The sequence below is a fragment of the Staphylococcus sp. HMSC065D05 genome (genome assembly GCF_001813195.1).
Classification (GTDB): Bacteria; Bacillota; Bacilli; order Staphylococcales; family Staphylococcaceae; genus Staphylococcus; species Staphylococcus epidermidis.
In genome coordinates this window covers 18,516-38,582 of the sequence record NZ_KV811735.1, presented here as the reverse complement: position 1 = coordinate 38,582, position 20,067 = coordinate 18,516, and the positions used below count along the sequence as shown (strand labels likewise).

At 32.9% G+C, this 20,067-nt stretch carries 15 protein-coding genes; all 15 read left to right on the top strand.

Annotation, left to right across the window (positions count from 1 at the left end; all coding sequences use genetic code 11):
- The first annotated feature begins 43 nt into the window (after positions 1 to 43).
- The 15 genes from hpf (at position 44) to yvcK (ending at position 19,992) form a co-directional block, all read left to right on the top strand.
- Positions 44 to 613, top strand: a complete 570-nt coding sequence (gene hpf, locus HMPREF2897_RS03045; protein WP_002445942.1) for a ribosome hibernation-promoting factor, HPF/YfiA family — start codon at positions 44 to 46, stop codon at positions 611 to 613.
- Between the two features lie 667 nt (positions 614 to 1,280).
- Positions 1,281 to 3,815, top strand: coding sequence for a preprotein translocase subunit SecA (gene secA / locus HMPREF2897_RS03040; protein WP_002476191.1), 2,535 nt, complete (start codon positions 1,281 to 1,283; stop codon positions 3,813 to 3,815).
- A gap of 195 nt (positions 3,816 to 4,010) precedes the next feature.
- Positions 4,011 to 5,127 (top strand): peptide chain release factor 2 gene (prfB, locus tag HMPREF2897_RS03035; protein ID WP_141751279.1). Its coding sequence is split into 2 segments (ribosomal slippage): positions 4,011 to 4,082 and positions 4,084 to 5,127, totalling 1,116 coding nucleotides; the frame shifts between segments, so codons are not numbered across the junction.
- 346 nt (positions 5,128 to 5,473) lie between these two features.
- Positions 5,474 to 6,274 carry a COG3942 and LysM peptidoglycan-binding domain-containing protein gene (locus HMPREF2897_RS03030; protein WP_070592651.1) on the top strand — a complete coding sequence of 267 codons (801 nt, stop codon included), beginning with the start codon at positions 5,474 to 5,476 and terminating at the stop codon, positions 6,272 to 6,274.
- Positions 6,275 to 6,582: 308 nt separating this feature from the next.
- A complete protein-coding gene (locus HMPREF2897_RS03025; RefSeq protein ID WP_070592648.1) occupies positions 6,583 to 7,224 on the top strand; it encodes a YfbR-like 5'-deoxynucleotidase in 642 nt (213 codons plus the stop codon).
- 5 nt (positions 7,225 to 7,229) lie between these two features.
- Complete coding sequence (locus HMPREF2897_RS03020) at positions 7,230 to 7,463, top strand: CsbA family protein (protein ID WP_002445947.1); 234 nt, start codon at positions 7,230 to 7,232, stop codon at positions 7,461 to 7,463.
- Between the two features lie 556 nt (positions 7,464 to 8,019).
- Positions 8,020 to 10,005 (top strand): excinuclease ABC subunit UvrB, encoded by a 1,986-nt coding sequence (gene uvrB, locus HMPREF2897_RS03015; RefSeq protein WP_002445948.1) that lies wholly within the window; start codon positions 8,020 to 8,022, stop codon positions 10,003 to 10,005.
- 7 nt (positions 10,006 to 10,012) lie between these two features.
- Entirely contained in the window at positions 10,013 to 12,847 is a 2,835-nt protein-coding gene (gene uvrA, locus HMPREF2897_RS03010) for an excinuclease ABC subunit UvrA (protein ID WP_002486662.1), read from the top strand.
- A gap of 352 nt (positions 12,848 to 13,199) precedes the next feature.
- Entirely contained in the window at positions 13,200 to 14,132 is a 933-nt protein-coding gene (hprK, locus tag HMPREF2897_RS03005; protein ID WP_002445950.1) for an HPr(Ser) kinase/phosphatase, read from the top strand.
- Positions 14,133 to 14,137: 5 nt separating this feature from the next.
- The gene (lgt, locus tag HMPREF2897_RS03000) at positions 14,138 to 14,977 is read left to right on the top strand and encodes a prolipoprotein diacylglyceryl transferase (RefSeq protein ID WP_002499910.1); all 840 of its coding nucleotides are present in this window, start codon (positions 14,138 to 14,140) and stop codon (positions 14,975 to 14,977) included.
- Entirely contained in the window at positions 14,974 to 15,510 is a 537-nt protein-coding gene (locus tag HMPREF2897_RS02995) for an acyltransferase (protein WP_083310219.1), read from the top strand. The genes lgt and HMPREF2897_RS02995 overlap by 4 nt, the downstream gene beginning before the upstream one ends.
- Positions 15,477 to 16,916 carry a tetratricopeptide repeat protein gene (locus HMPREF2897_RS02990; protein ID WP_070592646.1) on the top strand — a complete coding sequence of 480 codons (1,440 nt, stop codon included), beginning with the start codon at positions 15,477 to 15,479 and terminating at the stop codon, positions 16,914 to 16,916. The genes HMPREF2897_RS02995 and HMPREF2897_RS02990 overlap by 34 nt, the downstream gene beginning before the upstream one ends.
- A 64-nt stretch (positions 16,917 to 16,980) precedes the next feature.
- A complete protein-coding gene (trxB, locus tag HMPREF2897_RS02985) occupies positions 16,981 to 17,913 on the top strand; it encodes a thioredoxin-disulfide reductase (protein ID WP_002438914.1) in 933 nt (310 codons plus the stop codon).
- 175 nt (positions 17,914 to 18,088) lie between these two features.
- Positions 18,089 to 18,997: an RNase adapter RapZ gene (rapZ, locus tag HMPREF2897_RS02980; protein WP_002457583.1), complete on the top strand. Its 909-nt coding sequence runs from the start codon at positions 18,089 to 18,091 to the stop codon at positions 18,995 to 18,997.
- Complete coding sequence (gene yvcK, locus HMPREF2897_RS02975; RefSeq protein ID WP_002499912.1) at positions 18,997 to 19,992, top strand: gluconeogenesis factor YvcK family protein; 996 nt, start codon at positions 18,997 to 18,999, stop codon at positions 19,990 to 19,992. Before rapZ ends, yvcK begins: the two co-directional genes overlap by 1 nt.
- Positions 19,993 to 20,067 lie beyond the last annotated feature (75 nt).

Below are 20,067 nucleotides of genomic sequence, written 5' to 3'. Positions count from 1 at the left end.
ATAGGTAAGAAGTATCAATATAGAGGTTTAAGGAGAGATTACTATGATTAGATTTGAAATTCATGGAGATAACCTCACTATCACAGATGCAATTCGCAACTATATTGAGGAGAAAGTAGGTAAATTAGAAAGATATTTTAACAATGTGCCAAATGCTGTAGCACATGTTAGAGTTAAAACTTATTCTAATTCTACAACTAAAATTGAAGTTACAATTCCTTTAAAAGATGTCACTCTTAGAGCTGAAGAAAGACATGATGATTTATATGCAGGTATTGATTTAATTACTAACAAATTGGAAAGACAAGTACGTAAATACAAAACTCGTGTAAATCGTAAACATAGAGATCGTGGAGATCAAGATATCTTTGTTGCTGAAGTACAAGAGTCTACAGCAAACAATCAAGCAGATGATATAGAAAGTGAAAATGATATTGAAATTATTCGTTCTAAACAATTTAGCTTAAAACCAATGGATTCTGAGGAAGCAGTATTGCAAATGAATTTATTGGGACATGATTTCTTTATTTTTACCGATAGAGAAACTGATGGTACGAGCATTGTTTATAGACGAAAAGATGGCAAATACGGTCTGATTGAAACAACTGAATAAATTGACTTGTATATTATAGACTATAATATTGCCAAAGTTGAATTAAGAATTCTTATCAGTTTATTGAATAAGGTAATAATGATTAATAGAATCAGGGTTACCAATACACATATGTATTCTTAGTTTGCTTGACTACAAATATAGAAGTTAATAAACATAGGCTGGGGCATTGTTTTGATATGTTCACTTCAAAGTAGATATGACATTAATCAAGCTTTGGAGTTCGTATTCTTAAAAAGTGTCTCAGCTTATTTTGTTTGTTTAAATTTTGAATTCACAACCTAAATGAGTAATTAATAGACAGTATGCTTACAAATATGCTAGTGTGATTTGACGATTTATATTTAAACTTTGATTTTAAATTTCTATATTAGTTAAAGGTATTGCGTTACGTTATTTTTTAAAAACGTGTTTGATTGCGAGAAAAAAATGATTGCAACGTGTTAAAATAAAATTATTGTTAATTGAAGTGTCTATAGACATTTTACAATATAAATGATTGTCTATAGAAAAGAGGCTGTTGCTAGTTGAATCAAAGTGAAGTGTTGTGAAATATTGAGTTAACACGCATTACTTCATGAGTATATAAGTATAAATTTAGCGATATAAATGATAAGATAAATTGTTGTAAGCCAAACAGTTTTTAGTTAAAGGAGCGACGCGTGCAATGGGATTTTTATCGAAAATTGTTGACGGCAATAAAAAAGAAATTAAAAGATTAGGTAAGTTAGCAGATAAAGTACTTGCTTTAGAGGAAGATACTGCGATATTAACCGATGAAGAAATACGTGAAAAAACAAAATCTTTTCAAAAAGAGTTAGCAGAAATTGAAGATGTAAAAAAACAAAATGATTATTTAGATAAAATTTTACCTGAAGCTTATGCACTTGTACGTGAGGGGTCAAAGAGAGTATTTAATATGATTCCTTATAAAGTACAAGTAATGGGTGGTATTGCTATACATAAAGGTGATATTGCGGAAATGAGAACAGGTGAAGGGAAAACATTGACTGCAACCATGCCGACGTATTTGAATGCTTTAGCCGGTAGAGGTGTACATGTTATTACAGTCAATGAATATTTATCAAGTTCACAAAGTGAAGAAATGGCTGAACTATATAACTATCTTGGCTTAACTGTAGGTTTGAACTTAAATAGTAAGTCAACTGAAGAAAAACGTGAGGCTTACGCACAAGACATCACGTATAGTACGAATAATGAACTTGGGTTTGATTATCTTAGAGATAATATGGTGAACTATGCTGAAGAGAGAGTAATGCGTCCTCTACATTTTGCAATTATTGATGAGGTCGATTCCATATTGATCGACGAAGCAAGAACGCCTTTAATTATTTCTGGTGAAGCGGAAAAATCTACTTCTTTATATACTCAAGCAAATGTTTTTGCAAAAATGCTTAAAGCTGAAGATGATTATAACTATGACGAAAAAACCAAAGCTGTACATCTTACAGAACAAGGTGCAGATAAAGCTGAACGTATGTTCAAGGTAGATAATCTTTATGATGTTCAAAATGTGGAAGTGATTAGTCATATTAATACAGCTTTAAGAGCTCATGTTACATTGCAACGCGATGTTGATTACATGGTCGTTGACGGTGAAGTATTAATAGTTGACCAATTTACTGGACGTACAATGCCTGGACGTCGTTTTTCTGAAGGTTTACACCAAGCAATTGAAGCTAAAGAAGGCGTAGCAATTCAAAATGAGTCTAAAACGATGGCATCCATTACTTTCCAAAATTATTTCAGAATGTATAATAAGTTAGCGGGGATGACTGGTACAGCGAAAACCGAAGAGGAAGAATTTCGTAATATCTATAATATGACAGTTACTCAAATTCCAACTAACAAACCTGTTCAACGTAAAGATAATTCAGATTTAATTTATATTAGTCAAAAAGGTAAGTTTGATGCGGTAGTTGAAGATGTTGTAGAAAAACATAAAAAAGGGCAACCCGTCTTACTAGGTACTGTTGCTGTTGAGACTTCTGAATATATTTCAAATTTACTAAAAAAACGTGGTGTCAGACATGACGTATTAAACGCTAAAAATCATGAGCGAGAAGCGGAAATCGTTTCAAACGCGGGGCAAAAAGGTGCAGTTACAATTGCCACAAATATGGCTGGACGTGGAACAGATATTAAACTTGGTGATGGTGTTGAAGAGTTAGGTGGACTTGCTGTTATTGGTACTGAGCGTCATGAATCAAGACGTATTGATGATCAATTACGTGGACGTTCAGGACGCCAAGGTGATAGAGGAGATAGTCGTTTTTACCTATCTTTACAAGATGAATTAATGGTACGTTTTGGTTCAGAACGCTTACAGAAAATGATGAACCGTTTAGGAATGGATGATTCGACGCCAATCGAGTCGAAAATGGTATCTCGTGCTGTAGAATCAGCTCAAAAACGAGTAGAAGGTAATAACTTTGATGCGCGTAAACGTATTCTAGAATATGATGAAGTTTTACGTAAGCAACGTGAAATTATTTATAATGAGCGTAATGAAATCATTGATAGTGAAGACAGTTCTCAAGTCGTTAACGCGATGTTACGTTCTACATTGCAACGTGCGATTAATCATTTTATTAATGAAGAAGACGATAATCCGGACTATACGCCATTTATTAATTACGTTAATGATGTGTTCTTGCAAGAAGGAGATCTTCAAGATACAGAAATTAAAGGTAAAGATTCAGAAGATATTTTTGAAATTGTGTGGTCTAAAATTGAAAAAGCGTATGCACAGCAACAAGAAACATTAGGAGACCAAATGAGTGAATTTGAGCGGATGATTTTATTACGTTCAATTGATACACATTGGACTGATCATATTGATACGATGGATCAATTGCGTCAAGGTATTCATTTACGTTCATATGCACAACAAAACCCACTTCGTGATTATCAAAATGAAGGTCATGAATTATTTGATATCATGATGCAAAATATCGAGGAAGATACATGTAAGTATATCTTGAAATCAGTGGTTCAGTTTGAAGATGATGTAGAACGTGAAAAATCTAAAAGCTTTGGTGAAGCAAAACATGTAACTGCTGAAGATGGCAAAGAAAAAGCAAAGCCCCAACCGATTGTAAAAGGTGATCAGGTAGGTAGAAATGATCCATGCCCATGTGGTAGTGGTAAAAAATATAAAAATTGTCATGGAAAAGCGTAATCAATAAAATAGTTTAAATTTAAAGGCTGAGGCATATCTAATTATGAATGACTCAGTCTTTATTTACATCGCTTGTAAGTTAAATGCTTAGTAATATGATATAGAGATGAAATGGCCGTTTATTTTTAAAAAATAGGCATATACTGTATGATATAAATATTATGACATAGTATGATTAAATAGGAGAGAAGATGAATGGAATTATCTGAGATTAAACGAAATTTAGAAGAATATCAAAATCACTTAAATCAAATTAGGGGGTCTCTTTGACTTAGAAAATAAAGAGACCAACATACAAGAGTATGAAGAAATGATGACTGATCCTGATTTTTGGAATGATCAAACTAAAGCACAAGATATCATTGATAAGAACAATGCACTAAAATCTATAGTAAATGGGTATTATCAACTGACAAATGCTGTTGATGATATGAGTGCGACGAGAGAGTTATTACAAGAAGAATATGATGAGGATATGAAGAAAGAATTAGAAGAGGAAGTTCAACAATTTGAAGAACAAATTGATCAATATGAATTACAATTACTCCTCGACGGACCACATGATGCCAATAATGCTATATTAGAGCTTCATCCCGGTGCTGGCGGTACAGAATCACAAGATTGGGCAAGTATGCTTCTTAGGATGTATCAACGTTACTGTGAACAAAATGGCTTTAAAGTTGAAACAGTTGATTATCTTCCAGGAGATGAAGCAGGCGTTAAAAGTGTTACATTACTTATAAAAGGGCATAATGCTTATGGATATTTAAAGGCAGAAAAGGGTGTTCATCGTTTAGTTAGAATTTCACCTTTCGATTCATCTGGTAGACGACATACTTCTTTTGCATCATGTGATGTTATTCCTGATTTTAATAATGATGAAATTGAAATTGAGATTAACCCAGATGATATTACAGTGGATACTTTTAGAGCTTCAGGCGCTGGTGGACAACATATTAACAAAACTGAGTCTGCAATTAGAATTACACATCACCCTACAGGTATTGTAGTCAACAACCAAAATGAACGATCTCAAATAAAAAATAGAGAAGCTGCAATGAAAATGTTGAAGTCCAAACTTTATCAATTAAAGTTAGAAGAGCAAGAGCAAGAAATGGCTGAAATTCGTGGCGAACAAAAAGACATTGGATGGGGAAGTCAGATTCGTTCTTACGTCTTTCATCCATATTCAATGGTTAAAGATCATCGTACGAATGAAGAAACTGGTAAAGTAGACGCTGTTATGGATGGAGAAATAGGCCCATTCATAGAAGCTTATTTAAGAAAAGAAATGGACCGACAAGACATGTAATTGATACACGCATAATCATTATTTGATTTATCGATGATTATGCGTATTTTTCATTAAACAGAAAACAGACAAAATAGGGAGTTAATTTTTAAAGCTATATTTACTTTATATGTAGTCTGCATTTTCTAATGTTACCGAAGTAAATTTAGTCTCAGACAAGAATGACTTAAATTTGACCTGTACATCATAAGGTTAGGAACTGGTAGAGTAGATAATTATCCCTTAGTGTAAAAACGCTCTTTTTAACTATTATATTACATCAATATAACAATACCCTTAGCCTCATTTGATTGTGCTATATTAAATTTGTGAATTAATAATCAACTAGCAAAGGAATGACAACTAGATGAAAAAAACGCTAACTGTAACGTTAAGTTCGATTGCAGCTTTTATTGCAATTAACACTGCAGCTAACGCACAAGAATCTGAGACGTCGCAACTAGACTCATATGCAACGAGTGATGTAATTACAAATCAATCAAATTTAGGTATTTACATTGTAAAACCTGGAGATAGTTTATATAAAATTGCTTTAGAACATCATCTTACTTTAGAAGAACTTTATGCTTTAAATCCTGGTATAGAACCTCTTATTTTTCCAGGAGATGAAATTGTAGTATCTGAAACTGCATTTGAACAATTTAATAACACAAACACATTCGTAAATTATGAAACTAACTATATTCCAGTAGGATATAATAATGTATCAACTGATACATCCAACACTACTTATGATAATTATAACAGTGAATCAACTGATACATACTCTGTGCTAAACGCCTATAATGGTCTAAGAAGTGTATCTAACTCAGGTAATTTATACACTACTGGCCAATGTACTTATTATGCATTCGATCGTCGCGCTGAGCTAGGAAAACCTATTGGAAGTCTATGGGGCAACGCTAGTAACTGGGTATATTCAGCTAATCAGGCTGGCTTTAATGTAGATCACACACCTGAGGTTGGTGCTGTATTCCAAAGTGGTTCGGGGCAAAATGGAGCTGGCGCTTATGGACATGTTGGCGTCGTTGAATCAATCAATTCTAATGGTTCTGTAACTGTTTCGGAAATGAACTGGAATGGTGGCGTTAACGTAAAATCTTACAGAACTATTAGCAATCCTAATGTATATAATTACATTCACTAAATGACTATTTATATTCAAGGTGTGAATGAACTTCGCGTATAACTGTCTCTTATGTTATATAAACGTTCTAGACAATTAAATTGAAAATTATGTTGGTAGAACAACTTCTTCATATATATCAACATGTTTTATCCATAAGTTACGTATTAGAGTAGAATAGTGAGTTCAAAATGAATTCATTATTCTACTTTTTCTTTTATAATAAAATAGAAATGATTTACATGATAATTTACTTTCAATAATAATATTGATTGATATAATAACAATAAGAATATAGACTAATTTTAATATTAAGGAGGTGTCTTATTATGGGAATGCATCAATATTTTAAAAGACTATCAGATTTAGAAAAATTAATAAGATTACCAGGTAAATTTAAATATTTTGAACATAATGTTGCTGCTCATTCTTTTAAAGTAACTAAAATTGCGCAATATTTAGCTACTGTCGAAGAATATCATGGAAATAAAATCGATTGGAAGAGTCTCTATGAAAAGTCACTCAACCACGACTTTGCTGAAGTGTTTACAGGTGATATCAAAACACCGGTAAAATACGCAAGTAAGGAATTAAAACATTTATTCTCCCAAGTTGAAGAAGAAATGGTAGATACGTTTATCAAAGAGGAGATACCGACACAATATCAGCACGTGTATCGTGAACGTTTACAAGAAGGTAAGGATGATTCTCTAGAAGGTCAAATTCTATCTGTTGCTGATAAAATTGATTTATTGTATGAAACATTTGGAGAAATACAAAAACGTAATCCTGAGCCACTATTTTTTGAAATATATGAAATGAGTTTAGAAACTATTATACAATTTGATCACTTAGAATCTGTAAAAGATTTTATTGAAAATGTAATACCTGAAATGCTCACAGAAAACTTTATTCCTCGAACTGAATTACGTGAAACAACAATGTCAATTCTAAGCAGAAGAAATGGGTGACGATAATGATTTGGTATGTTTGTGCGGCCTTCTTTCCTTGTATATTAGTTGTGCTGTTTAGTGTGGTGACTAGAAGTAAATGGATTGGTACATTAGTCACATTGATAATAATAGGTGCATCAGTTTATAAAGGATTCTTTCACAACGAATGGATTATTTTTATAGATGTGACAAGTTTATTAGCTGGTTATTTAATAATTGATCAACTTGAATTTCATAAGAACCAAAATGATTCTTAAGATGTATTTATGCAAACAAAAATTTTGAAGTATTTGTTTTTTTGATTTATTATTACTTTAAACTGTAATTATAGTGATTATGATTTAATTTAAAAATTGTTGGATTATTATTTATTGTTCATTTTTCACTTTAAATTAATGTTTATATTATTTTGAATATTAAGTGATTCATGGTGTAAACATTAATAACTAAATATTAATTAGTAAATATTTTAATTGCTAGAACATAATAATTGATACATTGTGAATATAAAAGCGAAAGATTTTGAAGTACAGTGTGTATATAATATGTATTTGATCGTACTTTTTAAAAAAACATCGCACAGCATACATTACTGATAAATAAAGCTCTAAGACAATTTCTTGCATTAGAAATCATCTTAGAGCTCTTGTTTTAGAATAAGCATTAAAAATGTTAAATTTCACAAGCGAACAAATGTTTGTATTGTTCTTTTAGAATTTGTTAAAATAGAAAATGATATTCATGAAAAAGTAATTGATACGAGATGTGTAAAATCTTTATAAATGATTACAATAATAGGAGGCGTATTTTGGAATGGTAGAACATGTTCCATTTAAGTTAAAGTCTGAATTTGAGCCACAAGGTGATCAGCCACAAGCGATACAAAAAATTGTGGATGGCGTAAATGAAGGGAAACGTCATCAAACCTTATTAGGTGCAACTGGGACAGGTAAAACTTTTACTATGAGTAACGTAATTAAAGAGGTTGGTAAACCTACACTTATTATTGCACATAACAAGACATTAGCAGGTCAACTATATAGTGAATTTAAAGAATTTTTCCCAGAAAATAGAGTTGAATATTTCGTTAGTTATTACGACTACTATCAACCTGAAGCATATGTGCCTTCAACAGATACCTTTATTGAAAAAGACGCCTCCATTAACGATGAAATTGACCAACTACGACATTCTGCTACAAGTTCTTTATTTGAACGTGATGATGTCATTATTATTGCAAGTGTTAGTTGTATCTATGGTTTAGGTAATCCTGAAGAATATAAAAATTTGGTTGTTAGTGTACGTGTTGGTATGGAGATGGAACGAAGCGAATTGTTGAGAAAGTTAGTTGATGTACAATACTCACGTAATGACATAGATTTTCAACGTGGTACATTTAGAGTGCGTGGGGATGTTGTTGAAATATTCCCGGCTTCTAGAGAAGAAATGTGTATTCGCGTAGAATTTTTTGGTGATGAAATTGATCGTATCAGAGAGGTTAACTATTTAACTGGGGAAGTAATTCGAGAACGTGAGCATTTTACAATTTTCCCAGCTTCGCACTTCGTTACTCGTGAAGAGAAAATGAAAGTAGCTATTCAACGAATCGAAAAAGAATTAGAAGAGAGACTAAAAGAATTACGTGATGAGAATAAATTATTAGAAGCACAAAGGTTAGAACAACGTACTAACTATGATTTAGAAATGATGAGAGAAATGGGCTTTTGTTCAGGTATTGAAAACTATTCTGTTCACTTAACTTTAAGACCATTAGGTTCAACACCATATACATTACTTGATTATTTTGGAGACGATTGGCTTGTCATGATTGATGAGTCACACGTTACGTTACCTCAAATTCGTGGTATGTACAATGGGGATAGAGCTCGTAAACAAGTATTAATAGACCATGGATTTCGTTTGCCAAGTGCGTTGGATAACCGACCATTAAAATTTGAAGAATTTGAAGAAAAAACAAAACAACTTGTTTATGTTTCAGCTACACCAGGCCCATATGAGTTAGAACATACAGATGAAATGGTTGAACAAATTATACGACCTACTGGTTTACTTGATCCTAAAATTGATGTGCGTCCAACTGAGAATCAAATCGATGATCTTTTAAGTGAAATCCAAGATCGCGTTGACAAAGATGAGCGTGTACTTGTGACAACACTTACTAAAAAAATGAGTGAAGATTTAACTACATATATGAAAGAAGCCGGGATTAAAGTTAATTATTTACACTCAGAAATTAAAACATTAGAACGAATAGAAATTATTCGAGATTTACGTATGGGTACTTACGACGCAATAGTTGGGATCAATCTGCTGAGAGAGGGGATAGATATACCTGAAGTATCTTTGGTTGTAATTTTAGATGCGGATAAGGAAGGCTTCTTACGTTCTGATAGATCTCTTATTCAAACTATTGGGCGTGCAGCACGTAATGACAAAGGAGAAGTCATTATGTATGCGGATAAAATTACAGATTCCATGCAATATGCGATTGATGAAACACAAAGACGTAGAGAAATACAAATTGCCCATAACAAAGAACATGGCATCACGCCGAAAACAATTAATAAAAAGATTCACGACGTCATTAGTGCTACTGTGGAGAGCGATGAAACAAATCAACAACAACAAACTGAATTACCTAAGAAAATGACAAAGAAAGAACGTCAAAAAACAATAGAAAATATAGAAAAAGAAATGAAAAAAGCAGCCAAAGATTTAGATTTCGAAAAAGCTACAGAGTTAAGAGATATGTTATTTGAATTAAAAGCAGAAGGGTGACGATTAAATGAAAGGACCGTCAATTGTAGTAAAAGGTGCGCGAGCACATAATTTAAAAGGAGTAGATATTGAATTACCTAAAAACAAGTTGATTGTCATGACTGGACTTTCAGGCTCAGGTAAGTCTTCGTTAGCGTTTGATACTATTTATGCTGAAGGTCAACGACGTTATGTGGAATCGTTAAGTGCATATGCACGACAATTTTTAGGACAAATGGACAAACCTGATGTAGATACCATTGAAGGTTTGTCACCGGCAATATCTATTGATCAGAAGACGACAAGTAAAAACCCACGTTCTACCGTTGCCACTGTGACTGAAATCTATGATTATATTCGATTATTATATGCGCGTGTCGGTAAACCGTACTGTCCTTATCACGGTATAGAAATTGAATCACAAACTGTTCAACAAATGGTTGATCGTATTTTAGAATTGGAAGAACGTACAAAAATTCAATTACTTGCACCAGTCATTTCACATAGAAAAGGAAGTCATGAAAAGTTAATTGAAGATATAGGTAAGAAAGGATATGTGCGTTTACGTGTTGATGATGAAATCGTCGATGTAAATGAAGTGCCTCAATTGGATAAAAATAAAAATCACACAATTGAAGTTGTTGTTGATAGACTTGTAGTTAAAGACGGCATTGAGACGCGTCTAGCGGACTCTATTGAGACAGCACTTGAACTTGCTGAAGGTAATTTAACAGTTGACGTTATTGATGGAGAGGAACTTAAATTCTCTGAGAACCACGCATGTCCAATTTGTGGTTTCTCTATTGGTGAATTAGAACCTAGAATGTTTAGTTTCAATAGTCCGTTTGGTGCGTGTCCAACTTGTGATGGTTTAGGTCAAAAACTAAAAGTAGACCTAGATTTAGTCATTCCAGATAAAAATAAAACTTTAAATGAAGGCGCAATTGAACCATGGGAACCAACAAGTTCCGATTTTTATCCAACTTTATTAAAACGTGTATGTGAAGTCTACAAAATTAATATGGATAAGCCATATAAAAAATTGACTGATAGACAAAAAAACATACTTATGAATGGTTCTGGAGAAAAAGAAATTGAATTTACATTTACGCAACGAAATGGTGGTACTCGTAAACGTAAAATGGTTTTTGAAGGTGTGGTACCTAATATTGACCGTCGATACCATGAATCTCCCTCTGAATATACACGCGAAATGATGAGTAAATACATGACAGAGTTACCGTGTGAAACTTGTCATGGCAAACGTTTAAGCAAAGAAGCGTTATCTGTATATGTAGGCGACTATAATATAGGTGAAGTCGTTGAATATTCAATTAAAAATGCACTTTATTATTTCGAAAACTTAAAATTAAGCGATCAAGATAAATCGATTGCAGATCAAATTTTAAAAGAGATTATTTCAAGATTATCATTTTTAAATAATGTTGGTTTGGAATATTTGACCTTAGATCGTTCATCCGGAACTTTATCTGGAGGGGAAGCACAACGTATTCGTTTAGCAACACAAATTGGTTCACGATTAACCGGAGTACTGTATGTTTTAGATGAACCTTCAATTGGATTACATCAAAGAGATAATGATAGATTAATTAATACTTTAAAAGAAATGCGTGATTTAGGTAATACACTCATTGTCGTTGAACATGATGATGATACAATGAGAGCAGCTGATTATTTAGTTGATGTGGGTCCGGGAGCCGGTAACCACGGTGGAGAGGTTGTCTCAAGTGGCACCCCTAATAAAGTAATGAAAGATAAAAAGTCCTTAACGGGTCAATATTTAAGTGGAAAAAAACGAATAGAAGTCCCTGAATACAGACGCGAAATCACCGATAGAAAGATTCAAATTAAAGGTGCTAAAAGTAATAATTTAAAAAATGTAAATGTAGACTTCCCACTATCCGTCTTAACTGTAGTTACAGGTGTGTCAGGTTCTGGTAAAAGTTCACTCGTCAATGAAATTTTATATAAAGCATTAGCTCAAAAAATTAATAAATCTAAAGTGAAACCTGGGAATTTTGATGAAATCAAAGGAATCGATCAATTAGATAAAATCATTGATATTGATCAATCGCCAATAGGTAGAACTCCACGTTCTAACCCAGCCACATACACGGGTGTCTTTGATGACATAAGAGATGTCTTTGCACAAACGAATGAAGCCAAAATACGAGGTTATCAAAAAGGTAGATTTAGTTTTAATGTCAAAGGTGGACGATGTGAAGCTTGTAAAGGTGATGGAATTATAAAAATTGAAATGCATTTTTTACCAGATGTCTATGTACCTTGTGAAGTGTGTGATGGTAAACGCTATAATCGTGAGACTCTAGAGGTAACATACAAAGGAAAAAATATTGCGGATGTGTTAGAAATGACTGTTGAAGAAGCTACGCATTTCTTTGAAAATATCCCTAAGATTAAGCGTAAATTACAAACACTTGTAGATGTTGGGTTGGGGTACATTACTTTAGGTCAACAAGCTACTACATTATCTGGTGGTGAAGCGCAACGTGTAAAACTCGCATCAGAATTGCACAAGCGTTCAACGGGGCGTTCTATTTATATTCTTGATGAACCAACTACAGGATTACATGTTGATGATATAAGTCGTTTGTTAAAGGTATTGAATCGTATAGTGGAAAATGGTGATACGGTCGTTATTATCGAACACAATCTTGATGTTATTAAAACGGCAGATCATATTATTGATTTAGGTCCAGAAGGCGGTGAAGGTGGAGGAACAATCATCGCAACTGGTACACCTGAAGAAATCGCTCAAAATAAAGAATCTTACACTGGTCAATACTTAAAACCAGTATTAGAGAGAGACAGAGTTGAATAGTAAGATGTATGACTAGTAATAAAATGATAGATTAACTTAAAAAGCTCTAAGATGACTTTTACACAAAGAATCTTAGAGCTTTATATATCAAATTAATTTCATTAATTTGAGCATAAATCATCAAATAGTTATTTGAATTTCGATTTAGATTGTTATTTAAGGTATATTTTTTAACTCAATCAATCAACTACTCAATTGTATAATGGAAAAAATCTAGTTTGTCTCAAAACAGTAATGATTTAAGAAACTTTTAAAATTTTAAATCATCATTTTAATATAAAACATGAGTTGATTTTTGATATGATAATAGAAAAGGAAGATACGAATGGCTTATGAAATTTGAGGTGAATGCATGTTAACAACAGATAGATTAGTTAATACGTTAAATTTAGAATTACTTACTGGTGAAGAAGGTTTAGATAGACCAATTAAAAACACAGATATTTCACGTCCAGGTTTAGAAATGGCTGGATATTTTTCACATTATGCTTCAGACCGTATTCAATTATTAGGGACAACGGAGTTATCATTTTATAATTTACTTCCAGATGAAGAGAAAAAAGGAAGAATGAGAAAGTTATGCCGACCTGAAACTCCAGCGATTATTGTTACACGTGGGTTAGAACCACCAGAAGAACTCATACGTGCATCTCAAGAAACGCATACACCAATTATTGTTGCGAAAGATGCCACAACGAGCTTAATGAGTAGGTTAACGACATTTCTCGAACATGAACTCGCGAAAACCACTTCTTTGCACGGTGTACTTGTTGATGTTTACGGAGTAGGTGTACTAATTACAGGAGATTCTGGCATTGGAAAAAGTGAAACTGCATTAGAATTAGTCAAACGTGGTCATAGATTAGTGGCTGATGATAATGTAGAAATCAAAGAAATTACTAAGGATGAACTTGTTGGAAAACCTCCTAAACTTATCGAACATTTGCTAGAGATTCGTGGTCTCGGTATCATTAATGTTATGACTTTATTTGGAGCAGGATCAATATTAACTGAAAAACAAATTCGATTAAATATTAATTTAGAAAATTGGAATAAGAATAAGTTATACGATCGTGTAGGTCTTAATGAAGAAACATTGAAGATTCTTGATACGGAAATCACTAAAAAAACGATACCAGTTAGACCAGGGCGTAATGTAGCAGTAATTATTGAAGTAGCGGCTATGAATTATCGTCTTAATATCATGGGTATTAATACAGCAGTTGAATTTAATGAGAGACTCAATGAAGAAATCGTTCGAAATAGTCATAAAAGTGAGGAGTAACACAAATGAATATAACATTAGGATATATCGATCCTGTTGCCTTTAGCTTGGGACCAATCCAAGTTCGATGGTATGGAATTATTATTGCTTGTGGTATCTTACTTGGATATTTCATTGCACAAGAAGCATTGAAACAGGTTGGATTACATAAAGACACTTTAATCGATATAATATTTTATAGCGCGATTGTTGGATTCATAGTTGCGAGAATATACTTTGTTACATTTCAATGGCCATATTACATGAATCACTTGAGTGAGATACCAAAAATTTGGCATGGTGGTATAGCCATACATGGCGGTTTAATTGGTGGACTTATCACTGGGATTATTGTTTGTAAAATCAAAAATCTACATCCGTTTCAAATAGGAGATATTGTGGCACCAAGTATTATTTTAGCTCAAGGGATAGGACGCTGGGGGAACTTTATGAATCATGAAGCGCATGGAGGTCCAGTATCTAGAGCTTTTCTAGAACATTTACATTTGCCAGACTTTATTATTAGAAATATGTATATTGAAGGTCAATATTATCACCCGACATTTCTATATGAGTCAATTTGGGATGTGATAGGTTTTGTCATTTTAATTACTTTAAGGAAACGTCTAAAACTTGGAGAGACATTCTTTGGTTATCTTATTTGGTATTCTGTAGGACGCTTCTTCGTTGAGGCGATGAGAACCGATAGTTTGATGCTTACGAGTCATATACGTGTCGCGCAACTTGTTTCTGTCGTGCTTATTATGATTAGTGTGATATTCGTAATTTATAGAAGAGTTAAACATCAACCAATAAAATATGAAAATTCAGGACCATTAACATGGCCGATTAAAAAGGCTAAGTGATTATTTTGAGACGATTAAGTAAAGAGAAGTATCATCAAGTGAATCCTTTATGGCATATATATAGAAAAATTAAATTCGTAAAAGTGCTAAAGCAAACGGTGGTTATAGAAATTGCAAGATTTGTTCCTAGTATGAAACTTAAAAATAAAATATATAAAAAGCTTTTAAAAATGGATGTCGGGAATCATGCTTCATTTGCATATAAAGTGTTGCCTGATTTGTTTTATCCAGAATACATTTCGGTTGGCAAGAATACAGTCATTGGTTATAATACAACAATATTAACTCACGAAGTTCTTGTTGATGAGTGGAGAGTGGGAAAAGTCATTATAGGCGATTACACTTTAATAGGTGCAAATACGACAATATTACCAGGGATAACTATAGGAAATCATGTTAAAATTGGTGCGGGTACGGTTGTGTCTAAAGATGTTCCCGATTACAGTTTTGCATTTGGTAATCCTATGCAAATACAATTAGATTCAGGAGGTGACAATGAATGGCACAAAAAGAAAATAACATCATTCCAATGATTTTTGATGAGACTTTTTACCGTAAAATGGCTACCCAAAAGTGGCAACAACAAGATTACAAGAAGGCGGCAGAATATTATGAAAAAGTGCTTGAGTTGTCACCTGAGGATTTTGATATTCAACAACACTATGCGCAATGTTTAGTTAAATTAAATATCGGCAAAAAAGCAGAGCATCTTTTTTATGAGAATATTGTTAAAGACTTTCATGTAGAAGAAAGCTTCTATGAACTAAGTCAATTGAATATAGAATTAAACGAGCCAAACAAGGCATTCTTGTTTGGTATTAATTATGTAATATTGTCAGATGATAAAGATTTTAGAGAAATGCTTGAAAAAACATTCGAAGTCACGTATACAAGTGAACAAAAAATTGAATTAGAAGCACAATTGTTTTCAACACAACTTTTATTTCAATTTCTCTTTTCGCAAGGTAGGTTAGAAGAAGCCCGAACATTTATTTTGAATCAATCTTATGAGATACAACAGCATAGGGTGATTAGGAATTTACTTGCAATGTGTTATTTGTATCTAGGTGAGTATGATAGTGCCAAAGCAATGTTTGAAGAACTTTTAAAGGAAGATAATTCAGATGTGCATGCACTTTGTCACTACACATTATTACTTTATAATAAAAAGGAAACAGAAAAATATCAAAAATATCTTAAAATACTTAATAAAGTAGTACCACTAAATGACGACGAAACCTTTAAATTAGGAATTGTATTGAGTTATTTAAAACAGTATCGTGCTTCTCAGAATTTACTTTATCCACTTTATAAAAAAGGTAAATTTGTCTCTATTCAACTGTATAATGCATTGAGCTTCAATTTTTATTACCTAGGAAATAAAGACGAAAGTATTGAGATGTGGAACAAGCTCACTCAAATTTCTAAAGTTGATGTAGGTTATGCACCTTGGGTAATTGAGGAAAGTAAAACGGTATTTGAATCACGAGTGTTACCATTATTACTAGATGATAATAATCATTATCGACTTTACGGTATTTTTTTACTTCATCAATTAAATGGAAAAGAAATACTAATGACTGAAGATATTTGGTCAATTCTTGAATCAATGAATGACTATGAGAAACTTTATCTCACATATTTGGTACAAGGACTCACACTCAATAAATTAGATTTTATACACAGAGGTATGCAAAGGTTGTATAATTTTAAGCAATTCAAATATAACACGTCTTTATTTACAGATTGGATTAATCAAGCAGAAATGATTATAGCTGAAAATGTAGATTTAGTAGATGTCGATAGATATGTCGCTGCATTTGTTTACCTAACGTATTGTCGTTCTAGCCAACCATTCACCAAGAAGCAATTGATGGACGATTTTAATGTTTCTAGATACAAACTGAATAAAGCAATTGAATTTATATTGAGCATATAAATTTATGAAATGAAAAGTATGATATATAATGCGCATAATGATTAATAAGTAGGAGGCATTTAAAATGACTGAAGTAGATTTTGATGTAGCAATAATCGGTGCAGGTCCTGCCGGCATGACAGCAGCAGTATATGCATCACGTGCCAATTTAAAAACTGTCATGATTGAACGCGGTATGCCAGGCGGTCAAATGGCAAACACTGAAGAAGTAGAGAATTTTCCAGGATTTGAGATGATCACAGGCCCTGATTTATCTACTAAAATGTTTGAACATGCTAAAAAATTTGGTGCGGAATACCAATATGGCGATATTAAATCTGTTGAAGATAAAGGTGACTATAAAGTTATCAATTTAGGGAATAAAGAGATAACAGCACATGCAGTTATTATCTCAACTGGAGCGGAGTATAAAAAGATTGGCGTTCCTGGTGAACAAGAATTAGGAGGACGTGGAGTAAGTTATTGTGCGGTTTGTGATGGAGCATTCTTTAAAAATAAACGTCTTTTCGTAATTGGTGGTGGAGATTCAGCGGTAGAAGAAGGAACTTTCTTAACTAAATTTGCAGATAAAGTAACGATTGTTCATCGTAGAGATGAATTACGTGCACAAAACATCTTGCAAGAACGTGCCTTCAAAAATGATAAAGTTGACTTTATTTGGAGTCATACACTTAAGACAATTAATGAAAAAGATGGTAAAGTTGGTTCAGTTACACTTGAATCAACTAAAGATGGTGCTGAACAGACTTATGATGCCGATGGTGTATTCATTTATATTGGAATGAAACCACTCACAGCGCCATTTAAAAATCTTGGTATTACAAATGACGCAGGATACATTGTCACACAAGATGACATGAGTACTAAAGTACGAGGTATTTTTGCTGCAGGTGACGTTCGTGATAAAGGATTACGTCAAATTGTTACTGCTACAGGAGATGGTAGTATTGCGGCGCAAAGTGCAGCTGATTATATTACAGAATTAAAAGATAATTAAAATTTAACTCATTTTACACATAGCTAGAACATTGTTTGCGTCTAAGTATCGTCATCAATGATTCTAGCTTTTTTAATTACAATATAAGTATGTTACTTTGCATATTTGAGTGTGATAAGATGAATTTAATATAATGATATTGATTGAAGATTATAATTGGCGGTGACTTAAGAAAATGGCAAGCAACGAAAAAGAAATGGGTAAAAGTGAATTGTTAGTTGTTACAGGTATGTCTGGAGCGGGTAAATCATTGGTGATTCAAAGTCTCGAAGATATGGGTTTTTTCTGTGTAGATAATTTACCACCTGTACTGTTACCTAAATTTGTAGAATTGATGGCTCAAGGAAATCCTTCATTGCAAAAAGTAGCAATTGCAATAGATTTAAGAGGTAAGGAATTATTTAAATCTCTAGTTAAAGAAATTGATATTATTAAAAGTCGCAATGACGTGATTTTAGATGTTATGTTTTTGGAAGCTAAAACAGAAAAAATTATTTCACGTTATAAAGAATCAAGAAGAGCGCACCCACTAAATGAACAAGGACAAAGATCATTAATAGATGCAATAAATGAGGAACGTGAACATCTATCAGAAATCCGAAGTATCGCTAATTACGTGATTGATACAACAAAATTAAAACCTAAAGAATTAAAGCAACGCATTTCAAAGTTTTATTTAGATGAAAACTTTGAAACATTTACTATCAACGTGACAAGTTTTGGTTTCAAGCATGGTATACAAATGGATGCTGATTTAGTTTTTGATGTCAGATTTCTACCTAATCCATACTATGTAGAGGAATTGCGTCCATTTACTGGTTTAGATGAGCCAGTGTACAATTACGTTATGAAGTGGAAAGAAACTCAAATATTTTTTGATAAATTAACAGATTTACTAAAATATATGATTCCTGGCTACAAAAAAGAAGGTAAATCGCAATTGGTTATTGCTATAGGTTGTACGGGTGGACAACATCGATCAGTCGCATTAGCTAAACGTTTAGCTGAATATCTTAATGAGATTTTTGAATATAATGTTTATGTGCATCATAGAGATGCGCATATTGAAAGTGGAGAGAGATAATGAAACAAATGAATGTAGTACTTATTGGTGGTGGCACTGGACTTTCTGTCCTTGCTAGAGGCCTTAGAGAATTTCCAATAGACATTACTGCCATCGTTACTGTAGCGGACAATGGTGGGAGCACGGGGAAAATTAGAGATGTCATGGATATTCCAGCGCCTGGTGATATTCGTAATGTCATTGCTGCTTTAAGTGACTCGGAATCGATATTAACTCAATTGTTCCAGTACCGTTTTGGTGAAAATCAAGTAGATGGACATTCATTAGGTAATTTAGTTATTGCTGGAATGACTAATATTACCAATGACTTTGGGCACGCTATTAAAGAATTAAGCAAAGTTTTAAATATTAAAGGCCAAGTCATCCCTTCAACAAACACAAGTGTGCAACTCAACGCGGTGATGGAAGACGGTGAAATTGTACATGGAGAAACCAATATACCTAAAACACATAAAAAAATAAATCGGGTGTTTTTAGAGCCAAGTGATGTTGAACCAATGAATGAAGCGGTAGAAGCTTTAGAACAAGCAGATTTAATCGTCTTAGGTCCAGGTTCATTATATACAAGTGTTATATCAAATTTATGTGTCAAAGGCATTTCAGAAGCATTATTACGTACCTCTGCCCCAAAACTTTATGTATCTAATGTTATGACACAACCAGGCGAGACAGATAATTATGATGTTAAAGAGCATATTGATGCACTTACTCGACAAGTTGGTGAACCATTTATTGATTTTGTCATATGTAGCTCAGAATCATATAGTAAAGATGTTTTACAACGATATGAAGAAAAGAATTCAAAACCAGTAGCAGTACATAAAGAACAATTAAAAGATAGTGGAATTAGAGTTTTAACGGCGTCTAATTTAGTTGAAATATCTAATGAACACTATGTCAGACATAACACAAAAGTATTATCAAAAATGATTTATGAACTTGCCTTAGATTTAACAAGTACAATTCGCTTTACTCCTAGTGATAAAAAGAAATAATTATAAGCGAAATCGTAGTTTATGATATGATAACTTAAGTGTGTGTTTAGAATTAGAAAATAACTTTACACCTCA

What these genes read in the sequence shown, in the direction of transcription:
- hpf (WP_002445942.1), top strand. Translation starts at nt 44, where the DNA reads ATGATTAGATTTGAAATTCATGGAGATAACCTCACTATCACAGATGCA.
- secA (WP_002476191.1), top strand. Translation starts at nt 1,281, where the DNA reads ATGGGATTTTTATCGAAAATTGTTGACGGCAATAAAAAAGAAATTAAA.
- HMPREF2897_RS03030 (WP_070592651.1), top strand. Translation starts at nt 5,474, where the DNA reads ATGAAAAAAACGCTAACTGTAACGTTAAGTTCGATTGCAGCTTTTATT.
- HMPREF2897_RS03025 (WP_070592648.1), top strand. Translation starts at nt 6,583, where the DNA reads ATGGGAATGCATCAATATTTTAAAAGACTATCAGATTTAGAAAAATTA.
- HMPREF2897_RS03020 (WP_002445947.1), top strand. Translation starts at nt 7,230, where the DNA reads ATGATTTGGTATGTTTGTGCGGCCTTCTTTCCTTGTATATTAGTTGTG.
- uvrB (WP_002445948.1), top strand. Translation starts at nt 8,020, where the DNA reads ATGGTAGAACATGTTCCATTTAAGTTAAAGTCTGAATTTGAGCCACAA.
- uvrA (WP_002486662.1), top strand. Translation starts at nt 10,013, where the DNA reads ATGAAAGGACCGTCAATTGTAGTAAAAGGTGCGCGAGCACATAATTTA.
- hprK (WP_002445950.1), top strand. Translation starts at nt 13,200, where the DNA reads ATGTTAACAACAGATAGATTAGTTAATACGTTAAATTTAGAATTACTT.
- lgt (WP_002499910.1), top strand. Translation starts at nt 14,138, where the DNA reads ATGAATATAACATTAGGATATATCGATCCTGTTGCCTTTAGCTTGGGA.
- HMPREF2897_RS02990 (WP_070592646.1), top strand. Translation starts at nt 15,477, where the DNA reads ATGGCACAAAAAGAAAATAACATCATTCCAATGATTTTTGATGAGACT.
- trxB (WP_002438914.1), top strand. Translation starts at nt 16,981, where the DNA reads ATGACTGAAGTAGATTTTGATGTAGCAATAATCGGTGCAGGTCCTGCC.
- rapZ (WP_002457583.1), top strand. Translation starts at nt 18,089, where the DNA reads ATGGCAAGCAACGAAAAAGAAATGGGTAAAAGTGAATTGTTAGTTGTT.
- yvcK (WP_002499912.1), top strand. Translation starts at nt 18,997, where the DNA reads ATGAAACAAATGAATGTAGTACTTATTGGTGGTGGCACTGGACTTTCT.